Here is a 19,618-nt window from a genome sequence, read left to right on the forward strand (position 1 = left end):
ACCGCCTGCCTTGCCCTCGTGGTGCCGGCCGAACTCGCGCTGGCCCAAGCGACACCCGAAGCGATGCCCTTCACCGACAACGCCGACTCGGTCGCGGTGGTGATCGGCAACCGCAGCTACAAGCAGACGGTGCCGGTCGATTACGCCCACAACGACGCCGAGGCGATCCGCGCCTATCTCATCGAGCGTCTCGGCTACCGCGAGAGCAACGTCTTCATCCTGAAGGACGCGACGCTCAACGAGTTCAACCAAGCCTTCGGCACCGAGCGCAACCCGCAATCGGGCCGGCTCTGGCGCAGCGTGCGCGAGGGTCGTTCGAACGTGTTCGTGTACTATTCCGGCCACGGCGTGCCGGATCTGACGACGCGGCAGCCCTTCCTGCTGCCCGAGGACGGCAACCCGAACCAGGGCGAGAGCGGATATTCTCTCGAAACCCTCTACCGCAACCTCGACCTCGTGAAGCGCAAGATCGGGCCCGAACGCCAGCTCGTGGTGATGGTCGATGCCTGCTTCACCGGCGAGACCGGGCGCAAGGGCGAGAGCCTGCTCGCGGTCTCTGCGCCCGGCTTTGCCCCGGCCCGGCCGAAGGCGGAGAGCGGCATCGTCCGCCTCGTCGCCACCTCCGGCGCGACGCCCGCGAACTGGGACGAGACGAACAAGCTCGGCCTGCTGACGAGCCGTTTCCTGATGGGCGTTTCGGGTCTCGCCGACGCCAAGGATGGGGCCGGCAACGGCGACGGGTTGATCCAGTGGCCGGAGCTGAAGGGCTACCTGCGCCGCGAGGTCGAGGAGGCGGCGCGGCGCGTCTCGGGCCGGGAACAAGTGCCGGAGATCGACGACGCACCGATCGTGGTGAAGGCCTCGCTCCCCGTCACGGCGGTGGCCGGCGGCGTCGCGGCGATCCGCGACGAGGCGGCGTGGCGGCGGGCGGAAAACCTCGGCACGCGCGAGGCTTTCGAAGCCTATGTCGGCACCTGCGGCGAAGCCTGCGCCTACCGTTCCCAGGCGATGGACCGGCTGCTCGCCGGCCGCAAGCGCGACGCGGCGGCGATCGACCAGGAGAACTGGGCCAAGTTCGGCGCGCAACGGCAGTATCAGGCTTATCTCGATTCCTGCGGCGAAACCTGCGCCTATCGCAGTCTCGCGGAGGGCTATCTCGGCGGCGCCAATCCGAGCACCGATCCGCGGGTGAAGCGCTGCGACGCGCTTGCCGCCGGCACCGACGATCCCGACCGGCCGAAGGGCGTGCCGGGGGTGAAGCTCGGGCGGGTCGAGGCCTCGGCCGCCATCGAGGCCTGCCGCGGCGCGGCGGCCTCCTATCCGCAACTGCGCCGCCTCAGCTACCAGCTCGGCCGCGCCTACGACCGGGCCGACCGCTCCAAGGACGCGTTTGCCGCCTACGACCGGGCGGCCAAGGCCGGCAGCGTCTCGGCAATGAACAACCTCGCCGCGCTCTACGAGAACGGCCAGGGGGTCAAGCGCGGGCAGGCCGAAGCCTTCCGGCTCTACCGGCAGGCAGGCGAAGGCGGCAACGTGGTGGCGCTCGCCAACGCCGCGCGGATGCTCGAATACGGCAACGGCATCCCGAAGAGCGAGGCGGAGGCGGTCGCGCTCTACAAGCGCGCGGTGGCGGGCGGCGACGGGCCCTCGATCTCGAAGCTGGTGCCGCACTACGCGACCGGTGCCTACGGCTTCCCGAGGGATCTGCGACAGGGTTTCGACCTGTTCCGGCAGGCGGCCGACAAGGGCGATCCCGTCGCCATGGCGACGATGGCGACGCTGATCGACAACGGTTTCGGCCGCTACTTTCCGGGCGTGCGCTCCACCGACATGGTGCTGCGGGCGCTCAAGCCCGGGGCCGAGCGCGAGGACCTCGCCGACTTCCTGCGCCTGGAGCCGTTCCACCGCACCCGTCCGCTGACGGCTTTGCGGGCGGCGAGCTTCGGGCGGGTGCAATCGGGCATCGCCAACCGCCTGCGCCGGGGCGGCGGCGGGGCCGAAGTCGCCGAGCGGGCGACCTGCGCCGAGGCCAAGAGCTACGCGGCGCTCCAAGAGCGGGCCGGCGCGCTCGCCGCTCATCTCGCCCGGATGCTGCGCATCGCGGCGGCCCTGCGCATCGCCGAGCGCGACGGACTCACCCCGGAGGTGCGGGCCGCGCTGGAGGCCGCGGAGGCGGATCTGCGCCGGGTGCGCCGGGCCGGTTTCGAGGACCGCGCTGCCCTCACCGCGGGCTTTGCTGCCACGCAAGCCGCGCTCCTGCGCCTCACCGAAGAAGCCGGCCGCCTCGAACGGGCGCTCGCGGCTTTGGCCCGGCAGCGCCCGCTCGACGCGGCCTTCGCAGCGGATCGATCCGTCTTCGCGGCCGCCTTCGCGGCGGCTTATGCCGAGGAGGCGGCTGCGTGAGCGACGAAGCCCAACTGCTCGCCGAAATCCACGCCGCCCGCGCCCTGATGCGAGTGCAGACAACCGCTGTCCGGCCAAGCCGCGCCGCTCAGCCGGGTCACGCCGCCCTCTGGGCGCATGCCAACCGGGAGCCGGGCGGCCCGGTCGATCTCGCGGTGGTCCGGGCGATCCGCTCCGATCCCGAGGCCGCGCAGCGCTACCGCACCCTGCTCGGCGCACAGGCCCTGGCCCACGCTCCCCTCGCGGCCGCGGCCTCGGACGGGGGGCTGACGCGGCGCCGGGGCGGCCCGTTCGAGCTGGAGATTCTGGAGGGCACGCCGCCGCTCCTGATCCTGCGCGGGCCGGACGGGCCGATGCCGCGGCGGATCGAAGCTTGGCTCGGTGACGAGACGGTGCGGCTCGATCTCGGCCCGCCGGTCGACGGCGCGATCCTGCTCGCCCTCGATCCGGCCTTGGCCGAGGCCGACCGGCTCGGCCGCATGCTGCGCGATCCGGCCTGCGCGGTGTTCCTGCTGGGAGGAAGCGGGCCGCGCCCCGGTGGAGTGCATCCGGCATGAGCGTGGCATGACCGGGCTCGCGATCCTCGTCCTCATCCCGACGACCCGGGAGCCGCTCCGTCTGAGGTCTTTGAACCGACGTCCCGGCCTGCCGGCGCCGGCCGCCTTCGCCGACGGCGATTACCGCCCCCTGCCCTGGTCGCCCGACTACGCGCGGCTCTGCGCACCGGGCGGGCCCGTCGCCCGGCTCGGCGGCGACGGGGGCCTGCCGCACGAACTGCGCCTGTCGGGCTCGTTCGATGCCGGCCGCTCCTGGGAGGTGCCGGTCTGTCTCGCCCACGGCCTCGCCGCCCGCGGCCACCGCTTCGTCGCGGAGCCGGCGCAGGCCGACCTAATCCTCTGGGCGACCGGCGCGGTCGATCTCGACCTCGCGGTCCTGCCCGGCGACTACGCGCTCCTCGACAAGATCGAGCGCTCCCGCGCCTTGCTCGCCGCGGCGCCGGAGGTGCCGCTCGCGGTCCTGCTGCCGGACGGGCCGGAGCGGGAGCCGGCCGCGGCGGCCTTCCGCGCGCTCGGACGGAAGGAAGCGCCCCACATTCTGCCGGCCGGGAATGTTCCGGCGGCCGTGGAGGCGCTGACCCGGCCGGGACGGGCGACCGCACCGGAGCCGCGGCGCCGCACGCTCCGCCTCGCCCTGCCCGTGAGCGCCGCCGCGGCCGTCGGCCTCGTCGCGCTCGGCGGATTCATCGCGCTCGGGGCCCGGCAGGCCCCAAGCGTCGGCGCGGGGAACGAACCCGCTGCCCTGCCCGCCTCCTTGGCCGAGATCGCCGCGCCCTCCCCTCCCCCGGTCGAGACGCCGGCCGCGATCCGCGTCGAGGAATTGCGGGCGCCGCCCGGCTCGTCCTGCCGCCGCGTCGCCTTCGGCGCCGAGCCGGCCGAGCGCCGCCCTGTCGCACCGGAGGACGGCGACCGCCTCGCGCCGACCCGGCTCGTGCCCGAACTGTGCGGGGTCGCCATCGCGGCGGCACCGGGGCTGCGGCTCGAAATCGGGCCGGAGCTGCGCGCCGCCGCCCTGCCCCCGGTCCGGCTCGCCGACGGGGCGCAAGGCTACTTCCTGCGCGCGGCCGGGCGGCAGAACCTCGTCTACGCGGTCCAGGCTCAACCGAAACCGGGCGCCGCCCTGTCCGGCGGCCGGATCATCCACGCTCTGACGCGCTGATGGCGGAGCCGCAGCCGATGATGTTCGACCCCGCCGCGAGCGGCCCGACGACGATGCTGACGCAGAGGAGGGAGACGATGACCCCGATCCGCCGGAGACGCCGGGCCGCCGCTTGCCTGCTGCTGGCCCTCTGCACAGCCGGCCCCGCGCGGGCGCAGAGCGTCGGCTTCGACCCCGCCGATTACGGCCGGGCGCAGCTTCCGCTGCGTCAGACGACCGGCGACGCGGCGGCCTATGTCGATCAGAACAAGGGGGCGTTCGAGCCGATCAGCGAGCTCGACCCGAAGGACGGGCTCGCCGCGCTCGCTCGCCCGATCGGCCGCGTCGACATCGTTCTGCGCAACAACCGCACCGGGCAGCAGGTCGGCGCCTCCTGCACCGGGGCGCTGCTGCCCGGCGACTCCGTGCTGACCAACCACCATTGCCTGCCGCAATCGGGCGACCTGACCCCGATCAAGGCGTCGATCCTGATGGATTTCCTGACGCTGGACGGGAAGGGCGCGCGCCGCTTCGAGATCGACCCGAAGCCGGTCGAGCACGACGCCCGCCTCGACTACGCGCTGGCCCGCGTCGCCGGAAACCCGAGTGCGACCTACGGCACAGTCCGCCTCTCGGGCGAGACAGTTCCGGGCAACCGCTCGATGCTCGTGATCCATCACCCGCTCGGGCGGCCGAAGGTGATGAGCCGCTTCCGCTGCTTCGCGATGAAGGATCAGGCCGAGGGGCCGGACCTGCGCCACCGCTGCGACACGCTCGGCGGCTCCTCCGGCTCGCTGATGTTCGACGCCTCCGTGGCCGGTATCGCCCTGCACAAGGAGGGCGGCCTCGACCCCAAAGATCCGTCGAGCTTCAACAAGGCGACCCGGCTCTCGGCGATCCTCGGGCGCAGCCCCATCCTCGCCGCGATCGCCGCCGGCCAGGGCCGCCCGGTCGCCGCCGCTTCACCCGCCGGCGACGCGCCGCCCAAAGCGAGTGCGGCGCCCTCCGCCAAACCCGCCGCCCCGCCCGCGGACGGGCCCCTCGACCCCGCGAGCATGAACGCGATCCTGCGCGGGCGCTGACGTGGCACCCGGCAAGGTTGCGATATGATGGCACTCGGCTACCACCCCGTTCGAGGCCGCCGGAATCAGCGTCATCGATCCGTGGCGGGTCGGGGGGTAAGCGGGGCGCCGCGAACGCATTCGCGTTTTTTCTCATAAGCAGGCGGCAAAAGCCGCTCTGCGAAGTCCAGGGATGCGGGGGGACGGGGCCGCGGCAAGGCCTCTTGAGACGGAGACGAAAGCCATGGGGGCAATCGAGGGGACAGCCGCGCCTGCGCGCGGTGCAGGCGGAAAGGCCGGGGAAGCGGCGCCGGCATGGCGTCGGCGTCTCGGCCCGATTCTGGCGGCGAGCGTCATCCTCGCCGTCGCACCCGCCCGTGCCAACCCGCTGACCGAGGCGCCGGGCACCCGCACACCCGCCGCCGAGGCGGAGGCGCCGCCGGCCCGTGACGAGGCCGCCGAGCAGGCCGAAGCCGGGGCGGTGAACCCGTCCGCGAACGCGATCATCCGCTCGCTCGCCCCCTTCGCCGACGGCAATCCGGGCCGTCCCGCCGCGCCGGTCGCGGTCTCGCCCGGCGATGGCGGCCCGAGCCTGCGGGTCGATCCCGCCCGCTCGGTCGATCTTACCGTGTTCTTCGCCTACGACAGCGCCCGCCTGGCGCCGGAGGCGCGCGTCCAGCTCGAACCGCTGGGCCAAGCGCTGCAATCCCGCGATCTGGCCGCCCACGGCTTCCTCATCGCCGGACACACCGATGCCGCGGGCGGGCTCGGCTACAACCGGCGCCTGTCGCTCGCCCGCGCCCGTGCGGTGAAGGCCCATCTCGCCGAGGCCTACGGCATCGATCCGCGCCGCCTTCGCATCCACGGCTGGGGTCCGTCCCGGCCGAAGGATCCGGCCCAGCCCCTCGCGCGGATCAACCGGCGGGTCGAGGTGAGCCTGATCGCGCCCCTGCAAAGCGGCGCCCTGCGCTTCGTCCTGCCCGCCGCCGCGGAAGGCTGCGGGGCGGACGGGCTCGGCGATCCGCGCCGCCGCCTCCCGCTCGACCTCGACGATTTCGACGCGGCGCCGACGCCGCTGCCCTGCACCGAATGACCCTCGCGACATCACCGCCGACCCACAGGATGCTTCCGATACTGCGCACACCCGCCCGAACGCTCGCCACCCTCGCCCTGATCGGCGGCGCCCTCCTCGGCTTCGCCGCGCAGGCCGAGGCGCAGACCCGGCCGAATATCGTCGTGATGGGCGAGGATGCCGACGAGGATTCCGTGCCCCGCGGCAACCGCATCTTCCAGCGGGTGATCGCCGAACTCTCCGAAACGATGAACCTGCGCGGCTACAACGTCTACGACGAGACCGCGGTGGCGATGGGGATCACCCAGGCCAACCGGGTCCGCCGCCGCGACGCGGAGCTGATCGAGGTCGCCCGCGCGGTCCAGAACCCGCCGCTCGACGTGGTGGCGGTGTTCCAAGTCTACGCTTCGGCCTCGAAATCGGGCTATTCCGACATCGTGCGGCCAGAGGTGCGCATCCCCGGCCGGCTCCTCAATGTGCGCACCGGACAATCGCTCGGCGCCTTCGAGGTGGCGGGGCTGCAGCTTCCGCCCCTGCCCCAGGGCTGCGACCGGGAATGCCTGCTCGAACGGGTGGGCGCCGAGGCCAAAAGCATCGCCGCCGACGTCGCCACCGCGCTCACGGCCAAGCTCGACGGCGTGATCGCCCCCCGCCGTGGCGCCGATGCCGGTGCGCCTGCGAACGCCCTTCCGAACGCGCTTCCCGGCACCGAGCCCCCGCCCGCGGCAGCAGGTGGAGCCTGCGGCGGCCTGCCGACGGCCTATGTCGTGCGCCTCAGCGGGTTCTCGCCGCAGGAGGTGCAGGCGGCGGAGGAGTACATGGCCGCCTTCCGCTGCTACGAGCACCATCGCCCGGTGCGCTCCTCCGGCGCCACCGCCGAGTACTGGTACGAGACCCGCTCCGATTCGGCGCGGCTCGGCCGCAACCTGCGCCTCATGCTCGAGCACATGAGCGCGCCGGGGCAGGTCCAGTTCTCCGGCAACACCTTCGTCGTCAGCCGCGTCGCCACCCGCTGACCCCGGTGCCGGACATGGCCGAGGCTGTGCCTGATGGGGCCGGCCCGCGAGATCGCGATCCACGACGACCGGTTCGAACTTGACCGGTTCGGTCCCGGCGCCACTCGGGTCCACGGATGGCGCTGTGGCCCGGACGCACCGCAGCCGATACCCTCGACGCGCTTCTGCACGCCGCCTTCGGAGAGACCCCATGACCGATCGCACCCCGCTGCGCCGCACCCTCGCCCGCCTCGTCCCCGGCCGGTGGGCCCGGCGCGGCCTGTTCGCAGGGCTGATGAGCGCGCTGACGGCCTCTTCGGCGCCGGTCCTCGCGGCCGAGCCGGTCTTCCCGCCCGCCGGCTCGCTCGGCCTCGCTCCGCCGCCCGGCATGAAGCCGGCCGCGAGGTTTTCGGGTTTCGAGCACCGCTCCGGCGCCTCGATCGTCCTCGTGGAGATGCCGCCGGAGGCCTGGGATCAGATCAACGGGAAGTTCACGCCCGAGGCCATGGTGCCCTCCGGCTTCCGGGTGAAGGGCGGACCCGAGCCACTGACCGTCGCGGGTGGCGAGGGCTTCGTCCTGCGGGGAATGCAGGGTGCCAACGGGCTCACCTACACCAAGTGGGTCGCCGTGGTGCGCGGCACCTCCGGCACCGGGCTCGTCACCGTTCAGGTGCCCGAGACGGCGGCCAAGCAGGTGCCGGCTCCGGCGGTCGAGGCGGCCCTGCGCACGATCGCCTTCCGGACCAAGGCGAGCCTCGCCGATCAGGTCGCGGCCCTTCCCTACACCGTCGGCGACACCGCAGGCTTCCGCCCGATGGGGGTGTTCGCCGGCAACGGCCTCATCCTGACCGAGGGACCGAAGGACATCGATCCCGAGCGCGAGCAGCCGGTGGTCATCGTCGCGCCCTCGCTGGGTCAGGCGCCGGCGGGGGCGGAGGTCGCCTACGCCCGCCGGATCTTCACCACGCAGAAGGATCTGAAGGACGTGGCGATCACCGACGAGGCACGCAGCACCCGTGGCGGCGCCGTCGTGGTGCGCCTGCGCGGCACCGGCACCGATGCCAGGAACGGGCGGACGCTTGGCATGACCCAGACGACGGTGTTCGAAGGCGGGCGCTATATGCGCGTGATCGGCTTCGCCGATGCCGGCCGGGCCGACGCGCTGGCTCGCGCCGAGCGCGTCGCCGCTTCGGTCGCGATGCGCTGAGCCCTCGTGCCGCGATCCCCCGTTCGCATCGTCCAGACCGAGAGCGCTTCCGTGAGCTACCCCCATTCGATCCCCCGGCCGGGCCTTCGGTCACGCGGCCTGATCCTGCTGGCACTTCTCGCTGCCACCACGGGCGCCGCACGGGCGCAGGATCGGGAGGCCTCCGCGAAGAACGAGTGCCGGCGCACGCCCTCGCTCTCCGAGGGACCGGCCCTCGGCTTCGGGCGGATCACCGCGACGGGCCGCACCCCCTTCGTCAGGGACGGGCTCGCGCAGAACGGCTGCCCCGATGCCAGCGCGGAATGCCGCGAGCGGGCCTATCTGGTGACCGGCGACCCCGTGATCCTGGGCGAGCGCCGCGGCGGCTATGTCTGCGCCAGCTACCGCGGCGCGAAGGGCGATTTGGCCCGGACCGGCTGGATCCCGGCCGACGCCGTGGCGGCCGAGCCGCCGGCCCCGGTCGCGCTCGACGACTGGCTCGGCACCTGGACCCAGGCGGAAGGGCGCATTCAGGTGAAGCCGGGGGACAAGCCCGGCGCGCTCGCGATCTCGGGCGAGGCGACCTGGGGCCTCGGCGATCACGAGCGGGTGAAGCGCGGCGGCGTTCATCTCGGCGAGATCTCCGGCACGGTCACGCCCAGGGGCGACGGCGCCAGCTTCGCCATGGGTGAGAAAGAGACCCTGCCGGTCGAGAAGGGCGGCGCGTCCGATTGCAAGGTCTGGCTGCGGCGCCTCGGCCCCTGGCTCGTGGTGGAGGACAACCTCGCCTGCGGCGGCATGAACGTCACCTTCCGCGGCGTCTACCGGCGCGAACCGTGACGGGGTGCAGGCGATGGGACCGGGCATGACGGAGCACGGCCGGGAAACCCTTCGCCGCCTCGGCGCCCGGGCGCGGCGAGACTTCTCGCGCGCGCACATGTCGGACACGACGTGGCGCAAGCGTCTCTGCGCCCTCGACGAAGCTGGCTTCGGCCGGGGGCAGATCATCGTGCAGTTCATCGCTTGTCCCGGGCCGCGGGTCATGACCCGGCCGACGCGGGCCGACCTCTGGCCGCCGCGGCCTTCCGTCGATTCGATCGCGGTCGGCCCGTTCGAGCTGCGCGCCATCGCGTGGCGCGAGCGACCCACCCTCGCCCGATGGCCCAGCCGGGACGGACGCCCCGTACCCACCGTCCCCCAGGACGGGGCGCACGCCCGCGCGGTGCCGGAGGTCCTCGGTCGCTTCCCCCTGGAGGAGACGGAGCAGGGATTGCGCATCCTCGGCTTTAGCGGCCGGTGGAGCGAGACATGATCCGGCGCGCTTTTCTCGTCGCCCTCGCCGCCGGTCCAATACTCGCGGCCTGCTCATTCCCGCCGACGACGATGACGCCGGAGGCCGTCGAGGCCTTTCTCGCAACGCCCCTGCCGCCCGGCCGCCGCGACCTGCGGACCTACACCGAGGCGGGTATCGACCGGCTGGTCCTGCTGCGCCTCGACGCGCCGGAGGCGGAAGCCGACGCCTTCGCCGCCCGCCTCATACCGGACGGTCTCGAAGCGGGCGTCGATCCGGGGCTCGGCTTGCTGAGCACGTCGTTCGAGGGCTGGATCGCGACGCCGCCGGAGGGAAGCTTCGGCGGCGAGGCGCCGTACGACGGGCGCCGGTCAGTGAAGGTCGTCGTCGCGCCGGCCGAACCCGGCTGGCGGCGGATCTGGGTCGCGAGCTTCACCCTATGAGCCCCGCATGCCGGCAGCATCGCGTCGCCCGAAGCGGAACGTCCGGTGGTGCAGAACGGATCGGCGAGGATGGAATCTTCCGCGGAGAAGCCGGCGCATGATGCTTGCCGTGACCGCCCTCGTGTGGACGCCGGCCCTGCTGTTCGCGCTCGGCTTCGGGCTGGCCCACCTCACCGGCTGCCGGGTGGACGAGGGAAGCGCGCATCCCTGCCTCGTCGCCGGCATCGATATCGGCGGCCTGCTCTACACCCTGCTGATGATGGGCTGGCTGGTCATCCTGGCCCTGCCCTTCATGCTGCTGACGGGTCTGATCTGGCTCGGCATCGGCCTGCGGGCGCTCGCGAGCACGTGGCTGTCGTGAGGCCGTTGCCGCGCCGGTCTTCGCGCGTAATCCGAAGAATCGGCCACCGGTTCGTCGAAAGAATCCGCCACACCCTCACCCCGACCGGCGCGGACGGACACAGCCGGCGCCTGTTCTTCGCCTACAGCTCCCAGAATGAGCCGCCCGAGGTCGATCGCGACATGATCTTCGCCGGCGACAGCGTGTTCAGCGCGGACGACTGCGCGCTCTCCGAAGAACGGGCACCGCTTGCGCCGCCTCGCCCGATCGGAGAAGGACGGCCGCTCGACATTCCCTGCCACTGCGACCGAGGCCTGATCCCGTGAAGAGCGTGAACCTGCTGATCGCCGAGGAACTCGGTGCCCGCGAGGCGCAGGTGGCCGCGGCCGTGGATCTGCTCGACGGCGGCTACACGGTTCCGTTCATCGCCCGCTACCGCAAGGAGGCGACCGACTCGCTGGACGACGCGCAGCTCCGCACCCTCGAGGAGCGGCTGGGCTATCTGCGCGAGCTGCGCGACCGGCGTGCAAGCGTCACCGAGAGCATCCGCGCCCAGGGCAAGCTGACGCCGGAACTCGCCGCCGCCATCGCTGCCGCCGACACCAAGGCGCGGCTGGAAGACATCTACCTGCCGTTCCGGCCCAAACGCCGCAGCAAGGCGCAGACCGCCCGCGAGGCCGGGCTCGCGCCGCTGGCCGAGACCCTGCTCACGCGCCCCGAGACGGTGCCGGAGCGGGCGGCGCAGGGCTTCGTGGACGCCGCCAAGGGCATCGAAACCGCCGAGGCGGCCCTGGAGGGCGCCCGGGCGATCCTGATCGAGCGCTTCGCCGAGGATGCCGACCTGATCGGCCGCCTGCGCGAGGATTTTTGGCGCGGGGGCGAGGCCGTGGCGAAGGTCCGCAAGGGCAAGGAGACGACGGGTCAGAAGTTCTCCGACTATTTCGATTGGCGCGAGCGCCTGGAGCGGATGCCCTCGCACCGGGTGCTGGCGGTGTTTCGCGGCGAGAAGGAGGAGGTGCTCGACCTCGCCTTCGCGGCCGAAGGCGAGGATTCGGCGGCGGGCGTGCCGGGGCCGTTCGAACTCGCCGTTTGCCGCCGGTTCGGCGTGTCCGCGCGCGGCCGTCCGGCGGATGCGTGGCTGCTCGACACCGTTCGCATCGCCTGGCGCACCAAGATCCGCACCGGCATCAAGGCCGATCTGCGCGCGCGCCTGTTCGAGCGGGCGGAGGAGGCAGCGGTGAAGGTGTTTGCCGGCAACCTCAAGGATCTTCTGCTCGCGGCCCCGGCGGGCGGGCGAGCGACGCTCGGGCTCGATCCCGGCTACCGCAACGGCGTGAAGGCGGCCGTGGTCGACCGCACCGGCAAGGTCGTGGCGGTCGAGACCACCTATCCGCACGAGCCGCAGCGGCGCTGGAAGGAGGCGGTGGCCTCGCTCTCCCGTCTCTGCCGCCAGCACGGCGTCGAGTTGATCGCCATCGGCAACGGCACCGCCTCGCGGGAGACCGACCGGCTCGCCACCGAGATCCTGGCCGCCAACCCCGATCTCAAGATGGCCAAGGTCACGGTGTCGGAGGCCGGCGCCTCCGTCTACTCGGCCTCGGCCATCGCCACCCGTGAGTTGCCCGATCTCGACGTGTCGCATCGCGGCGCCGTCTCCATCGCCCGGCGCCTACAGGACCCGCTGGCGGAACTGGTGAAGATCGACCCGAAATCCATCGGCGTCGGCCAATACCAGCACGACGTCACCGAGCAGAAGCTTTCGCGCTCGCTTCAAGCGGTGGTCGAGGACGCGGTGAACGCGGTCGGTGTCGATGTGAACACCGCCTCCGGCCCGCTCCTGGCCCAGGTCTCGGGCCTCGGCACGTCGGTGGCGGACAAGATCGTCACCCACCGCGACGCCAACGGCCCGTTCCGGACCCGTGCCGGGCTGAAGAAGGTGCCGGGCCTCGGCGCCAAGACTTTTGAACTCGCGGCGGGCTTCCTGCGCATCCCCGATGGCGAGGACCCGCTCGACCGCTCCGGCGTCCACCCGGAGGCCTATCCGGTGGTGCGACGCATTCTCGAGGCGACGAAGAGCGACATCCGCGTGCTGATCGGCAATGCCGCGGTTCTACGCCCGCTCTCGCCCGCCGCCTTCGCCGACGAACGCTTCGGCGTGCCGACCGTGCGCGACATCATCACCGAGCTGGAAAAGCCCGGCCGCGACCCGCGCCCGGCCTTCAAGACGGCGAGCTTCCAGGAAGGCGTCGAGACGATCGGCGACCTCAAGCCCGGGATGCAGTTGGAGGGCGTTGTCACCAACGTCGCGGCCTTCGGCGCCTTCGTCGATATCGGCGTGCATCAGGACGGGCTCGTCCACATCTCGGCGATGGCCCGCAAGCGGATCGCCTCGCCCTCCGAGGTGGTGAAGACCGGCGACGTGGTGCGCGTGCTGGTGCTGTCGGTCGATGTACCGCGCAAGCGGATCGCACTGTCGATGCGGCTCGACGACCCCCTCGAGGGCGCGACGGCGCCGCGTGGAAACGCCCCCCGCCCCGATGCGCAGCCCCGGCGCCCGGCGCCCACAGCCCCGCTGCAGGACGGGGCGCTGGCCGAAGCGCTCCGGCGCGCCGGCGTCTCGTCGCCTAAGCGTTCCTGAGCGAAAAGCGTACGATCTGCCCGCGGGCGGGGACCGGCTTCTCGCGGCGGGAGACCTCCGGGACCGTCGCCGACCGGTGAGCCGGCCACCCCAGCACGTCGCCCGCCTCACGGTGGGAATGCGCGTTCCGACAGAGTGGTAGCCCGGCCTGCTTCGTCAGCGCGACGGCGGGCGTATGCCCGGCCGAATTCCAGCTCTTGAACCGGCACAGCACGAGGTAGTCCTGGATCGTGATCAGGTCCGCGTCCACGAGTGCCAGAGCCTCTTCGCGAGTCTCGATGAGATCGGGATTCAAGACCAGCTCCATTGCCAAAAACAAACCTAGAAGAAATTATTTCACGTAAAATATCAACCCAAGGTAGGCGCCGGGGATCAAACCGGACAGTTTCAGGCACGCGAAAGGCTGCTCATGAGCGAGCTGTCGCCCCGACGGTCCATCGCCGATACAGTGAGAGCAGTCTCGCCGACTTAACATTGTCTCCTCAAATATCCCTTGAGCAAAAGCAATTCGTCCAGGCAATCGATTGCACACGCCTCGGCATTTATGCCGCTTGACCCAACATTCTATAGCTTCGTTCGCCCGAACATCATTTGGCATCTCTTGATCGCACTCAGCGTATCCGGCGGCGATGGCATCCCATGACGTGAAACATCGACAAAGATCGGGATGGCCGACGCCGTGCTCATCGCGGAGGGAGGACACTCGGACGCAGTGCAGCAGAGCGGGCAGATCCCCTTGTGCACGCCGCCCCGGAGACCCTCGCGTTCGAGATGGCGTCGCGCGGGTTCGCATCGCCTTGCCGTCCCCAGATTCGCCGTTTTTTTCGGTTTCCTACGCGGCACAAGGTGCGGGCTTCACCCGCCCGATATGCCTCGCCGACTTTCGCTGGCGACGCGGCGGTCGTACGGCGCGCGCATCCGTCGCGTCGGTCCGGCCCGCAACGTTCACCGGTGGAGCCTACCGAACCGTGATCCGCTTCGAGAACGTCACCAAGGTCTATTCCACCTATGGTCGGCGGCGCACCATCCTGGACCGGGTGAACTTCACCCTGAAGCCCGGCATCAGCTACGGCATCATGGGGATCAACGGTGCCGGCAAATCGACCACCATGAAGCTCATCGCCGGCGTCGAGGAGCCGACCCGGGGCCGCATCGTCCGGGGCCTTCGCGTCTCCTGGCCGCTGGGCTTTGCGGGCGGCTTCAACTACAAGATGACGGGTCGCGACAACGTCATCTTCGTTTCCCGAATCTACGGAGAAGATCCGCGGCGCGTGCTCGAATTCGTCGAGGATTTCTCTGAACTCGGCAGCTACCTCAACATGCCGGTTAGCACCTACTCCTCCGGCATGGGCTCGCGGCTCGCCTTCGGGATGAGCATGGCGATTCCCTTCGACACCTACCTCATCGACGAAACGCTCTCGGTGGGCGACGCGCGCTTCCAGAAGCGGTGCGCCGAGGTGTTCAACAAGCGGCGCGAAACCGCGGACGTGATCCTGATTTCCCACAGCATGGAACAGATCCGCGAATATTGCAGTCAGGCGCTGATCCTGATCAACGGGCAGGCGGTGGTCTACGACGATGTCGATGAGGCGATCACCGCCTACCGGCGCCTGAACAGCTGAGGGGTCGCCCGGCCGCGTGACCGCATCGGCCCCTTTCAAGGTTCGGACACGCTTTCGCCGCGAGGGCGGGCCAGAGACGCAAGCGTGCGCTCCGTCGCTGCCCCTTGATGCGGCACGGCAGACCGCGCGAGGCGTGCGAGCACCGAGACCATGAGCACCGAGATCAGCAGTCCGAACAGCGCAGCGGTGACCACCGCCGACCGCTCGACCGCGGTCACGGAATCGCTCAAGCGGTTCGCCCGCATCGCGCGCCAGTCCGACCACAAGAAGGGCATTCGCGCCTATCAGACGCATATCCGGCGCGATCCCTGGATCCCCGCCTTCTTCGTGCTTCTGTTCCTGCTGCCGACGATGGTCACCGCCGGCTATTTCTACCTCGTCGCCTCCGACCGCTACATCACCGAGGCACGCTTCGCCCTGCGCCCGGCGCTCGGCAACGTCGACAAGGTGCAGAGCGAAGAAACGGGCAACAACAGCTCCCTGTCCAAGCAGATGATCGCCCAGGACACGCTGATCACGACGAGCTACATCGCCAGCCGGCAGATGATCGAGACCATGGAGCGGCAGATGCCGCTTCGCGAAATGTTCTCGCGGGATGGCATCGACTTCTTCTCGCGCTTCGACGCCAGCGAGCCGATCGAGCGGTTCATGCTCTACTGGCACAAGCGCGTGACGACCTCGGTCGATTCCAATGGCGGTATCATCAGCCTGAAGGTCGCCGCCTTCGATCCGCAGGAATCCTACACGCTGACTCGCGCGCTTCTGGACGAGAGCGAGCGCATGGTGAACGAACTCAGCCTCAAGGCGCGCAACGCCGCGCTGGCTGAGAGCACCCGCGAACTCAAGAACGCCGAAGAGCGCCTGCTCACCGTCCAGCGTGCCATGCGCGACCTGCGCAACCGCGCCGGCATTCTCGATGCGCAATCGGCCAACAAGAACAACCTCACGGTCATCGCGGAGCTGCGCAAGAAGCGCATCGACCTCTCGGTGCAGCTCAACCAGAGCCTGCGCGACCTCGCGCCGGAGCGGCGTCCGATTCAGGATTTGAAGGCGCAGATCCAGGATCTCGATGACAACATCGAGAAGATCGAACGGCAGATGACCAGCACCGATCCGGATCAGCGACGCCTGCTGTCGGAGGCGATGACGGAATTCGAGGGGCTGGAGAACGAGCGCAAGAACGCGCTGCTCTATCACAACAAGGTGTTGGCCGCGAGCGAGCAGGCCCGCATCGTCGCCAACCGTCAGATCGAGTTCTTCACCCCCGTGGTCAATCCGGTCGTGCCCACATCGGCGATCGAACCGCGCAAGCACCTGATCACGAGCATCGTCGCGCTCGTGGCCATGGCTTTGTTCGGCTTCAGCGTCCTGATCCGCAAGTATCTCTATAGCTGACGCACCGGTCAGGCGATCTCGCCGGGCGGACGGCGGGTCGGCGGCGAGGCGGTGGGATCGGCCGGCGTACCTGGCTCGGGCGCGAGGGCCGGGTCGGGCACCGGCGAGGGCGTTCCGGTCGCGCGCGGCTCACCCGTGGTTCCGCCGGTCCAGCCCTGCGCCCGCCAGCCCTCGGCGCGCTCGTCGAGATCGACCGCCCCGGCGCGCTGCATCAGGGCGATGACGCGGTCGGCGACCTCCCCGTCCGCCCGCACGGTGACCAGGGTGCCACCGCGCCGGATCCCCTCAGCATAGGTCTCGGCATCGGCGCCGCTCAGCCCCGCGCCGGTCAAGGCGCCGATCAGGCCACCCGCGGCCGCCCCCACCCCTGCCCCCGACAGGGCGGCGACGAGCCAGCCCGCCGCGATCACCGGACCGGCGCCGGGAATCGCGAGCAGCCCCAGGCTCGCGAGCAGGCCCGCGCCGCCGCCGAGGACGGTGCCGACCGTCGCACCCGCACCCGCCCCTTCGGCCGCCGAACCCTCGTGCTCGCTTGCCGAGGCATGGCCCGGCGCCACCGACTCACCCGTGGCGCCACCGGCCAAGGCGCCGGCCGGCCGATCCGCGCCGTTCAGCGAAACGATGCCGATATCCGAGTGCGGCACCCCCTCCGCCTCGATGCGATCGATGACGCGGGCGGCGGTGTCCTGATTGTCGAACAGGGCGGTGACGGCGCGTGTTGCCATGGTCGTTCCTCTCGTCTGATTTGGGGTGGCCAGCCGCTACTCGGCGGCGACGTTGCCCCGGAAATCCATGCCGACGCTCAGCGTGCGGCCCGCATGCTCGGCACGCCCGCGCCAAATGCCCTGTCCGTCGAGTTGCAGATCGGCAACGTCGGCAAAGCCCATCTCGGCGAACCGTGCGCGCACCTGCGCGGCGGTGAAGCTGTTGGCGCCCGGTTCGAGCCGCCCGGCCACCGCCCCGTGCGCCTTCTCCGCGGGTGTCGCGGTGGGTGCCTCCGGCTCCGGCGCGGCACGGACCGCCGTCGATGCCAGCACGGCGAGAAGGAGAAGGAGAGGGGCGCGCATGACTCGAGGCTCGTCCGCAGGAATCCGGCCGTTCGCCGAGCCGGTTGCCTGACCAAGCTCCGGTCCCCGGCCGAGGTTCCGTATCGAGGCGGGCGTTGTCGGGGCCGGCGTTAACGCATCGCTAACCCTGCACCCGGCAAATCCTGCCGGGTGCGGTCCTGCGGGTGGGCCCGCGCGATTCGTCTTCGGAGATTCGGCGCGATGAGCGAGACGGCCAGGGCCGTTCCAGCGGGAACAGGCGGGCTCGGCGGCCTGTCGTCCCTGCGTATGCCGAGCCGGGCGAACTTCCAGGCGCTCTCGAAGCGCTCGGACCTGTTCTTCGCCACGGCGGTGATGGGCATCCTCACGGTGCTGATCTTCCCGCTGCCGGCCTTCCTGCTCGACCTCCTGCTCGCGGTCTCGATCATCCTCTCTGTGCTGATCATGATGACCGGGCTGTTCATCGACAACCCGCTCGAGTTCACGGTCTTCCCGACGCTGCTGCTGGTCGCGACCTTGCTGCGGCTCGCGCTCAACCTCGCCTCGACCCGGCTGATCCTCGGCCACGGCCACGAGGGCACGGCGGCGGCGGGTCACGTCATCGAAGCCTTCGGGCACTTCGTGATGGGCGGCAACTTCGTGATCGGGATCATCGTCTTCGCGATCCTGATCATCGTGAACTTCGTCGTCATCACCAAGGGCTCGGGCCGCATCGCCGAGGTGGCGGCGCGCTTCACCCTCGACGCCATGCCCGGCAAGCAGATGGCCATCGACGCCGACCTCTCGGCCGGGCTGATCGACGAGAAGGTGGCCAAAGCCCGCCGCTCGGCTCTGGAGGAGGAATCCTCGTTCTTCGGCGCCATGGACGGTGCCTCGAAGTTCGTGCGCGGCGACGCGGTGGCCGCACTCCTCATCACCGGCATCAACGTGGTCGGCGGCATCATCATCGGCGTCGCCCAGAACGGACTCGGCTTCGCCGAGGCGGCCAAGACCTACACGCTGCTCACCATCGGCGACGGGCTGGCCTCCCAGGTGCCGGCGCTGATCGTCTCGACCGCGGCCGGCATCCTCGTCTCGAAGGCCGGCGTGAAAGGCTCGGCCGACAAGGCGCTCGGCAAGCAGATGGCGAACTATCCGAAAGCCCTCGGCATGTCGGCGGGCGTCATGATCCTGATCGCGCTCCTGCCCGGTATGCCGATGCTGCCCTTCCTCGCGCTCGGCGGCGCCTCCGGCTACGCGGCGTGGCGCATCGCCAAAACGCAGCGCGAGACCCCGCCCGCGGCAGCCGAGGGCACGCCCGGCGCCGCAGCCCCCGGCGGGGCGCCGGCCGAGGAGACCGTCACCGACCTGCTGAAGCTCGACGACCTCAAGCTGGAGATGGGCTACGCGCTCCTCGCCCTCGTCAACGGCGAGGGCCAGGATCGGCTCACCGACCAGATCAAGGCCCTGCGCCGCCAACTCGCGGCGGAGCTCGGAATCGTCATGCCCTCGGTGCGCATCCTCGACAACGTGAGCCTGGAGGCCAACACCTACGTGGTGCGGGTGAAGGAAATCGAGGCCGGCACGGGACAGGTCTTCCCCGGACAGTTCATGGCGATGGACCCGATGGGCGGTCAGGTGCAGCTGCCCGGCCAACACCTGCTGGAGCCGACCTTCGGCCTGCCCGCAACCTGGGTCGATGCCGGCTTACGCGATCAGGCCCAGCTCAAGGGCTACACCGTGGTCGATGCGGCCACCGTGATCTCGACGCACCTGACCGAACTGATCAAGGCCCACGTCTCGGAACTCCTGAACCACGTCGAGGTCCAGAAGCTCCTGCGCGAATTGCCCAAGGAGCACACGGAACTGCTCAAGGAGGTGGTGCCCTCGCAGATCGCCACCACCGGCATCCAGCGCGTGCTGCAGCTGCTGCTGACCGAGCGGGTCTCGGTGCGCGACCTCGGCTCCATCGTCGAGGGCATCGCCGAGGTCGCCGGCCACGTGAAGAACCCGCGCGACATCGTCGAGCATGTCCGCGCCCGCCTCGGCCGCCAGATCTGCGCGCAGTATCAGGGCCCGGACGGGACGCTGCCGATCATCACCCTGTCGCCCGCCTGGGAGCAGGCCTTCCTCGAATCGATCGTCGGCGAGCGCGAGGAGCGCTACCTCGCGATGCAGCCCTCCCGGCTGACGGAGTTCGTCAACACGGTGCGCGACCGCTTCGAGCAGGCGGCGCGCATGGGCGAGATGCCGGTGCTGGTCACCTCGGTCCAGGCCCGGCCGTTCGTCCGCTCGATCATCGAGCGCTTCCGCCGCGAAACCCCGGTGATGAGCCAGGCGGAGATCCATTCCCGCGCGCGGCTACGGACGGTCGGATCGGTGTGATGCGGTTCGATCCGTTCGGATCGAGCCGGAGTCCGTCGTCATCGCCAGAAGGCGCCCGGATCACGGC

Annotated in this window: 18 protein-coding genes; 15 read left to right on the plus strand and 3 right to left on the minus strand. The window is 70.7% G+C overall.

The genetic code is table 11. The features are described from left to right. The 12 genes from E4V01_RS14355 to E4V01_RS14415 form a co-directional block, all read left to right on the plus strand. Positions 1–2,403 (plus strand): caspase family protein (locus tag E4V01_RS14355; protein ID WP_245517568.1); only part of this gene is annotated, 2,403 nt, incomplete at its 5' end. Further along, positions 2,400–2,960 (plus strand): hypothetical protein, encoded by a 561-nt coding sequence (locus E4V01_RS14365; protein WP_135298806.1) that lies wholly within the window; start codon positions 2,400–2,402, stop codon positions 2,958–2,960. The genes E4V01_RS14355 and E4V01_RS14365, both read left to right, overlap by 4 nt. A gap of 7 nt (positions 2,961–2,967) precedes the next feature. Continuing rightward, positions 2,968–4,119 carry a hypothetical protein gene (locus E4V01_RS14370; RefSeq protein WP_135298807.1) on the plus strand — a complete coding sequence of 384 codons (1,152 nt, stop codon included), beginning with the start codon at positions 2,968–2,970 and terminating at the stop codon, positions 4,117–4,119. A 17-nt stretch (positions 4,120–4,136) separates the two neighbouring features. Further along, the gene (locus tag E4V01_RS14375; RefSeq protein ID WP_245517569.1) at positions 4,137–5,180 is read left to right on the plus strand and encodes a serine protease; all 1,044 of its coding nucleotides are present in this window, start codon (positions 4,137–4,139) and stop codon (positions 5,178–5,180) included. Between the two features lie 223 nt (positions 5,181–5,403). Further along, on the plus strand, positions 5,404–6,252 hold the full coding sequence (locus E4V01_RS14380; RefSeq protein WP_135298808.1) for an OmpA family protein: 849 nt from the start codon (positions 5,404–5,406) through the stop codon (positions 6,250–6,252). A gap of 29 nt (positions 6,253–6,281) precedes the next feature. After that, entirely contained in the window at positions 6,282–7,247 is a 966-nt protein-coding gene (locus E4V01_RS14385; RefSeq protein ID WP_135298809.1) for a hypothetical protein, read from the plus strand. Positions 7,248–7,437: 190 nt separating this feature from the next. Beyond that, entirely contained in the window at positions 7,438–8,433 is a 996-nt protein-coding gene (locus tag E4V01_RS14390) for a hypothetical protein (RefSeq protein ID WP_135298810.1), read from the plus strand. Between the two features lie 51 nt (positions 8,434–8,484). After that, positions 8,485–9,252 (plus strand): hypothetical protein, encoded by a 768-nt coding sequence (locus E4V01_RS14395; RefSeq protein ID WP_245517570.1) that lies wholly within the window; start codon positions 8,485–8,487, stop codon positions 9,250–9,252. Positions 9,253–9,277: 25 nt separating this feature from the next. Next, positions 9,278–9,724: a hypothetical protein gene (locus E4V01_RS14400; RefSeq protein ID WP_153227047.1), complete on the plus strand. Its 447-nt coding sequence runs from the start codon at positions 9,278–9,280 to the stop codon at positions 9,722–9,724. Beyond that, positions 9,721–10,146 (plus strand): hypothetical protein, encoded by a 426-nt coding sequence (locus E4V01_RS14405; RefSeq protein WP_135298812.1) that lies wholly within the window; start codon positions 9,721–9,723, stop codon positions 10,144–10,146. The genes E4V01_RS14400 and E4V01_RS14405 overlap by 4 nt, the downstream gene beginning before the upstream one ends. Positions 10,147–10,243: 97 nt before the next feature. Next, positions 10,244–10,507, plus strand: a complete 264-nt coding sequence (locus E4V01_RS14410) for a hypothetical protein (protein WP_135298813.1) — start codon at positions 10,244–10,246, stop codon at positions 10,505–10,507. 301 nt (positions 10,508–10,808) lie between these two features. Next, positions 10,809–13,124, plus strand: coding sequence for a Tex family protein (locus E4V01_RS14415; protein ID WP_135298814.1), 2,316 nt, complete (start codon positions 10,809–10,811; stop codon positions 13,122–13,124). Here E4V01_RS14415 and E4V01_RS14420 read toward each other — a convergent pair. Next, positions 13,111–13,419, minus strand: coding sequence for a hypothetical protein (locus tag E4V01_RS14420; protein WP_245517571.1), 309 nt, complete (start codon positions 13,417–13,419; stop codon positions 13,111–13,113). The genes E4V01_RS14415 and E4V01_RS14420 overlap by 14 nt on opposite strands. Before the next feature lie 673 nt (positions 13,420–14,092). Here E4V01_RS14420 and E4V01_RS14425 point away from each other — a divergent pair. Together E4V01_RS14425 and E4V01_RS14430 are read left to right on the plus strand one after the other, a co-directional pair. Next, positions 14,093–14,746 carry an ABC transporter ATP-binding protein gene (locus E4V01_RS14425; protein ID WP_135298815.1) on the plus strand — a complete coding sequence of 218 codons (654 nt, stop codon included), beginning with the start codon at positions 14,093–14,095 and terminating at the stop codon, positions 14,744–14,746. A 150-nt stretch (positions 14,747–14,896) separates the two neighbouring features. After that, the gene (locus E4V01_RS14430; RefSeq protein ID WP_135298816.1) at positions 14,897–16,141 is read left to right on the plus strand and encodes a capsule biosynthesis protein; all 1,245 of its coding nucleotides are present in this window, start codon (positions 14,897–14,899) and stop codon (positions 16,139–16,141) included. A gap of 8 nt (positions 16,142–16,149) precedes the next feature. On the opposite strand, the gene E4V01_RS14435 is transcribed toward E4V01_RS14430, so the two are convergent. Both E4V01_RS14435 and E4V01_RS14440 read right to left on the minus strand, forming a co-directional pair. Next, the gene (locus E4V01_RS14435) at positions 16,150–16,866 is read right to left on the minus strand and encodes a hypothetical protein (protein ID WP_135298817.1); all 717 of its coding nucleotides are present in this window, start codon (positions 16,864–16,866) and stop codon (positions 16,150–16,152) included. A gap of 36 nt (positions 16,867–16,902) precedes the next feature. Next, positions 16,903–17,208, minus strand: a complete 306-nt coding sequence (locus tag E4V01_RS14440; protein ID WP_135298818.1) for a hypothetical protein — start codon at positions 17,206–17,208, stop codon at positions 16,903–16,905. Between the two features lie 201 nt (positions 17,209–17,409). Here E4V01_RS14440 and flhA point away from each other — a divergent pair, with 201 nt between their 5' ends. Next, positions 17,410–19,551 carry a flagellar biosynthesis protein FlhA gene (gene flhA / locus E4V01_RS14445; protein ID WP_060768554.1) on the plus strand — a complete coding sequence of 714 codons (2,142 nt, stop codon included), beginning with the start codon at positions 17,410–17,412 and terminating at the stop codon, positions 19,549–19,551. Positions 19,552–19,618: the final 67 nt, after the last annotated feature.

The organism is Methylorubrum sp. Q1 (assembly GCF_004683995.1).
Taxonomy (GTDB): domain Bacteria; phylum Pseudomonadota; class Alphaproteobacteria; order Rhizobiales; family Beijerinckiaceae; genus Methylobacterium.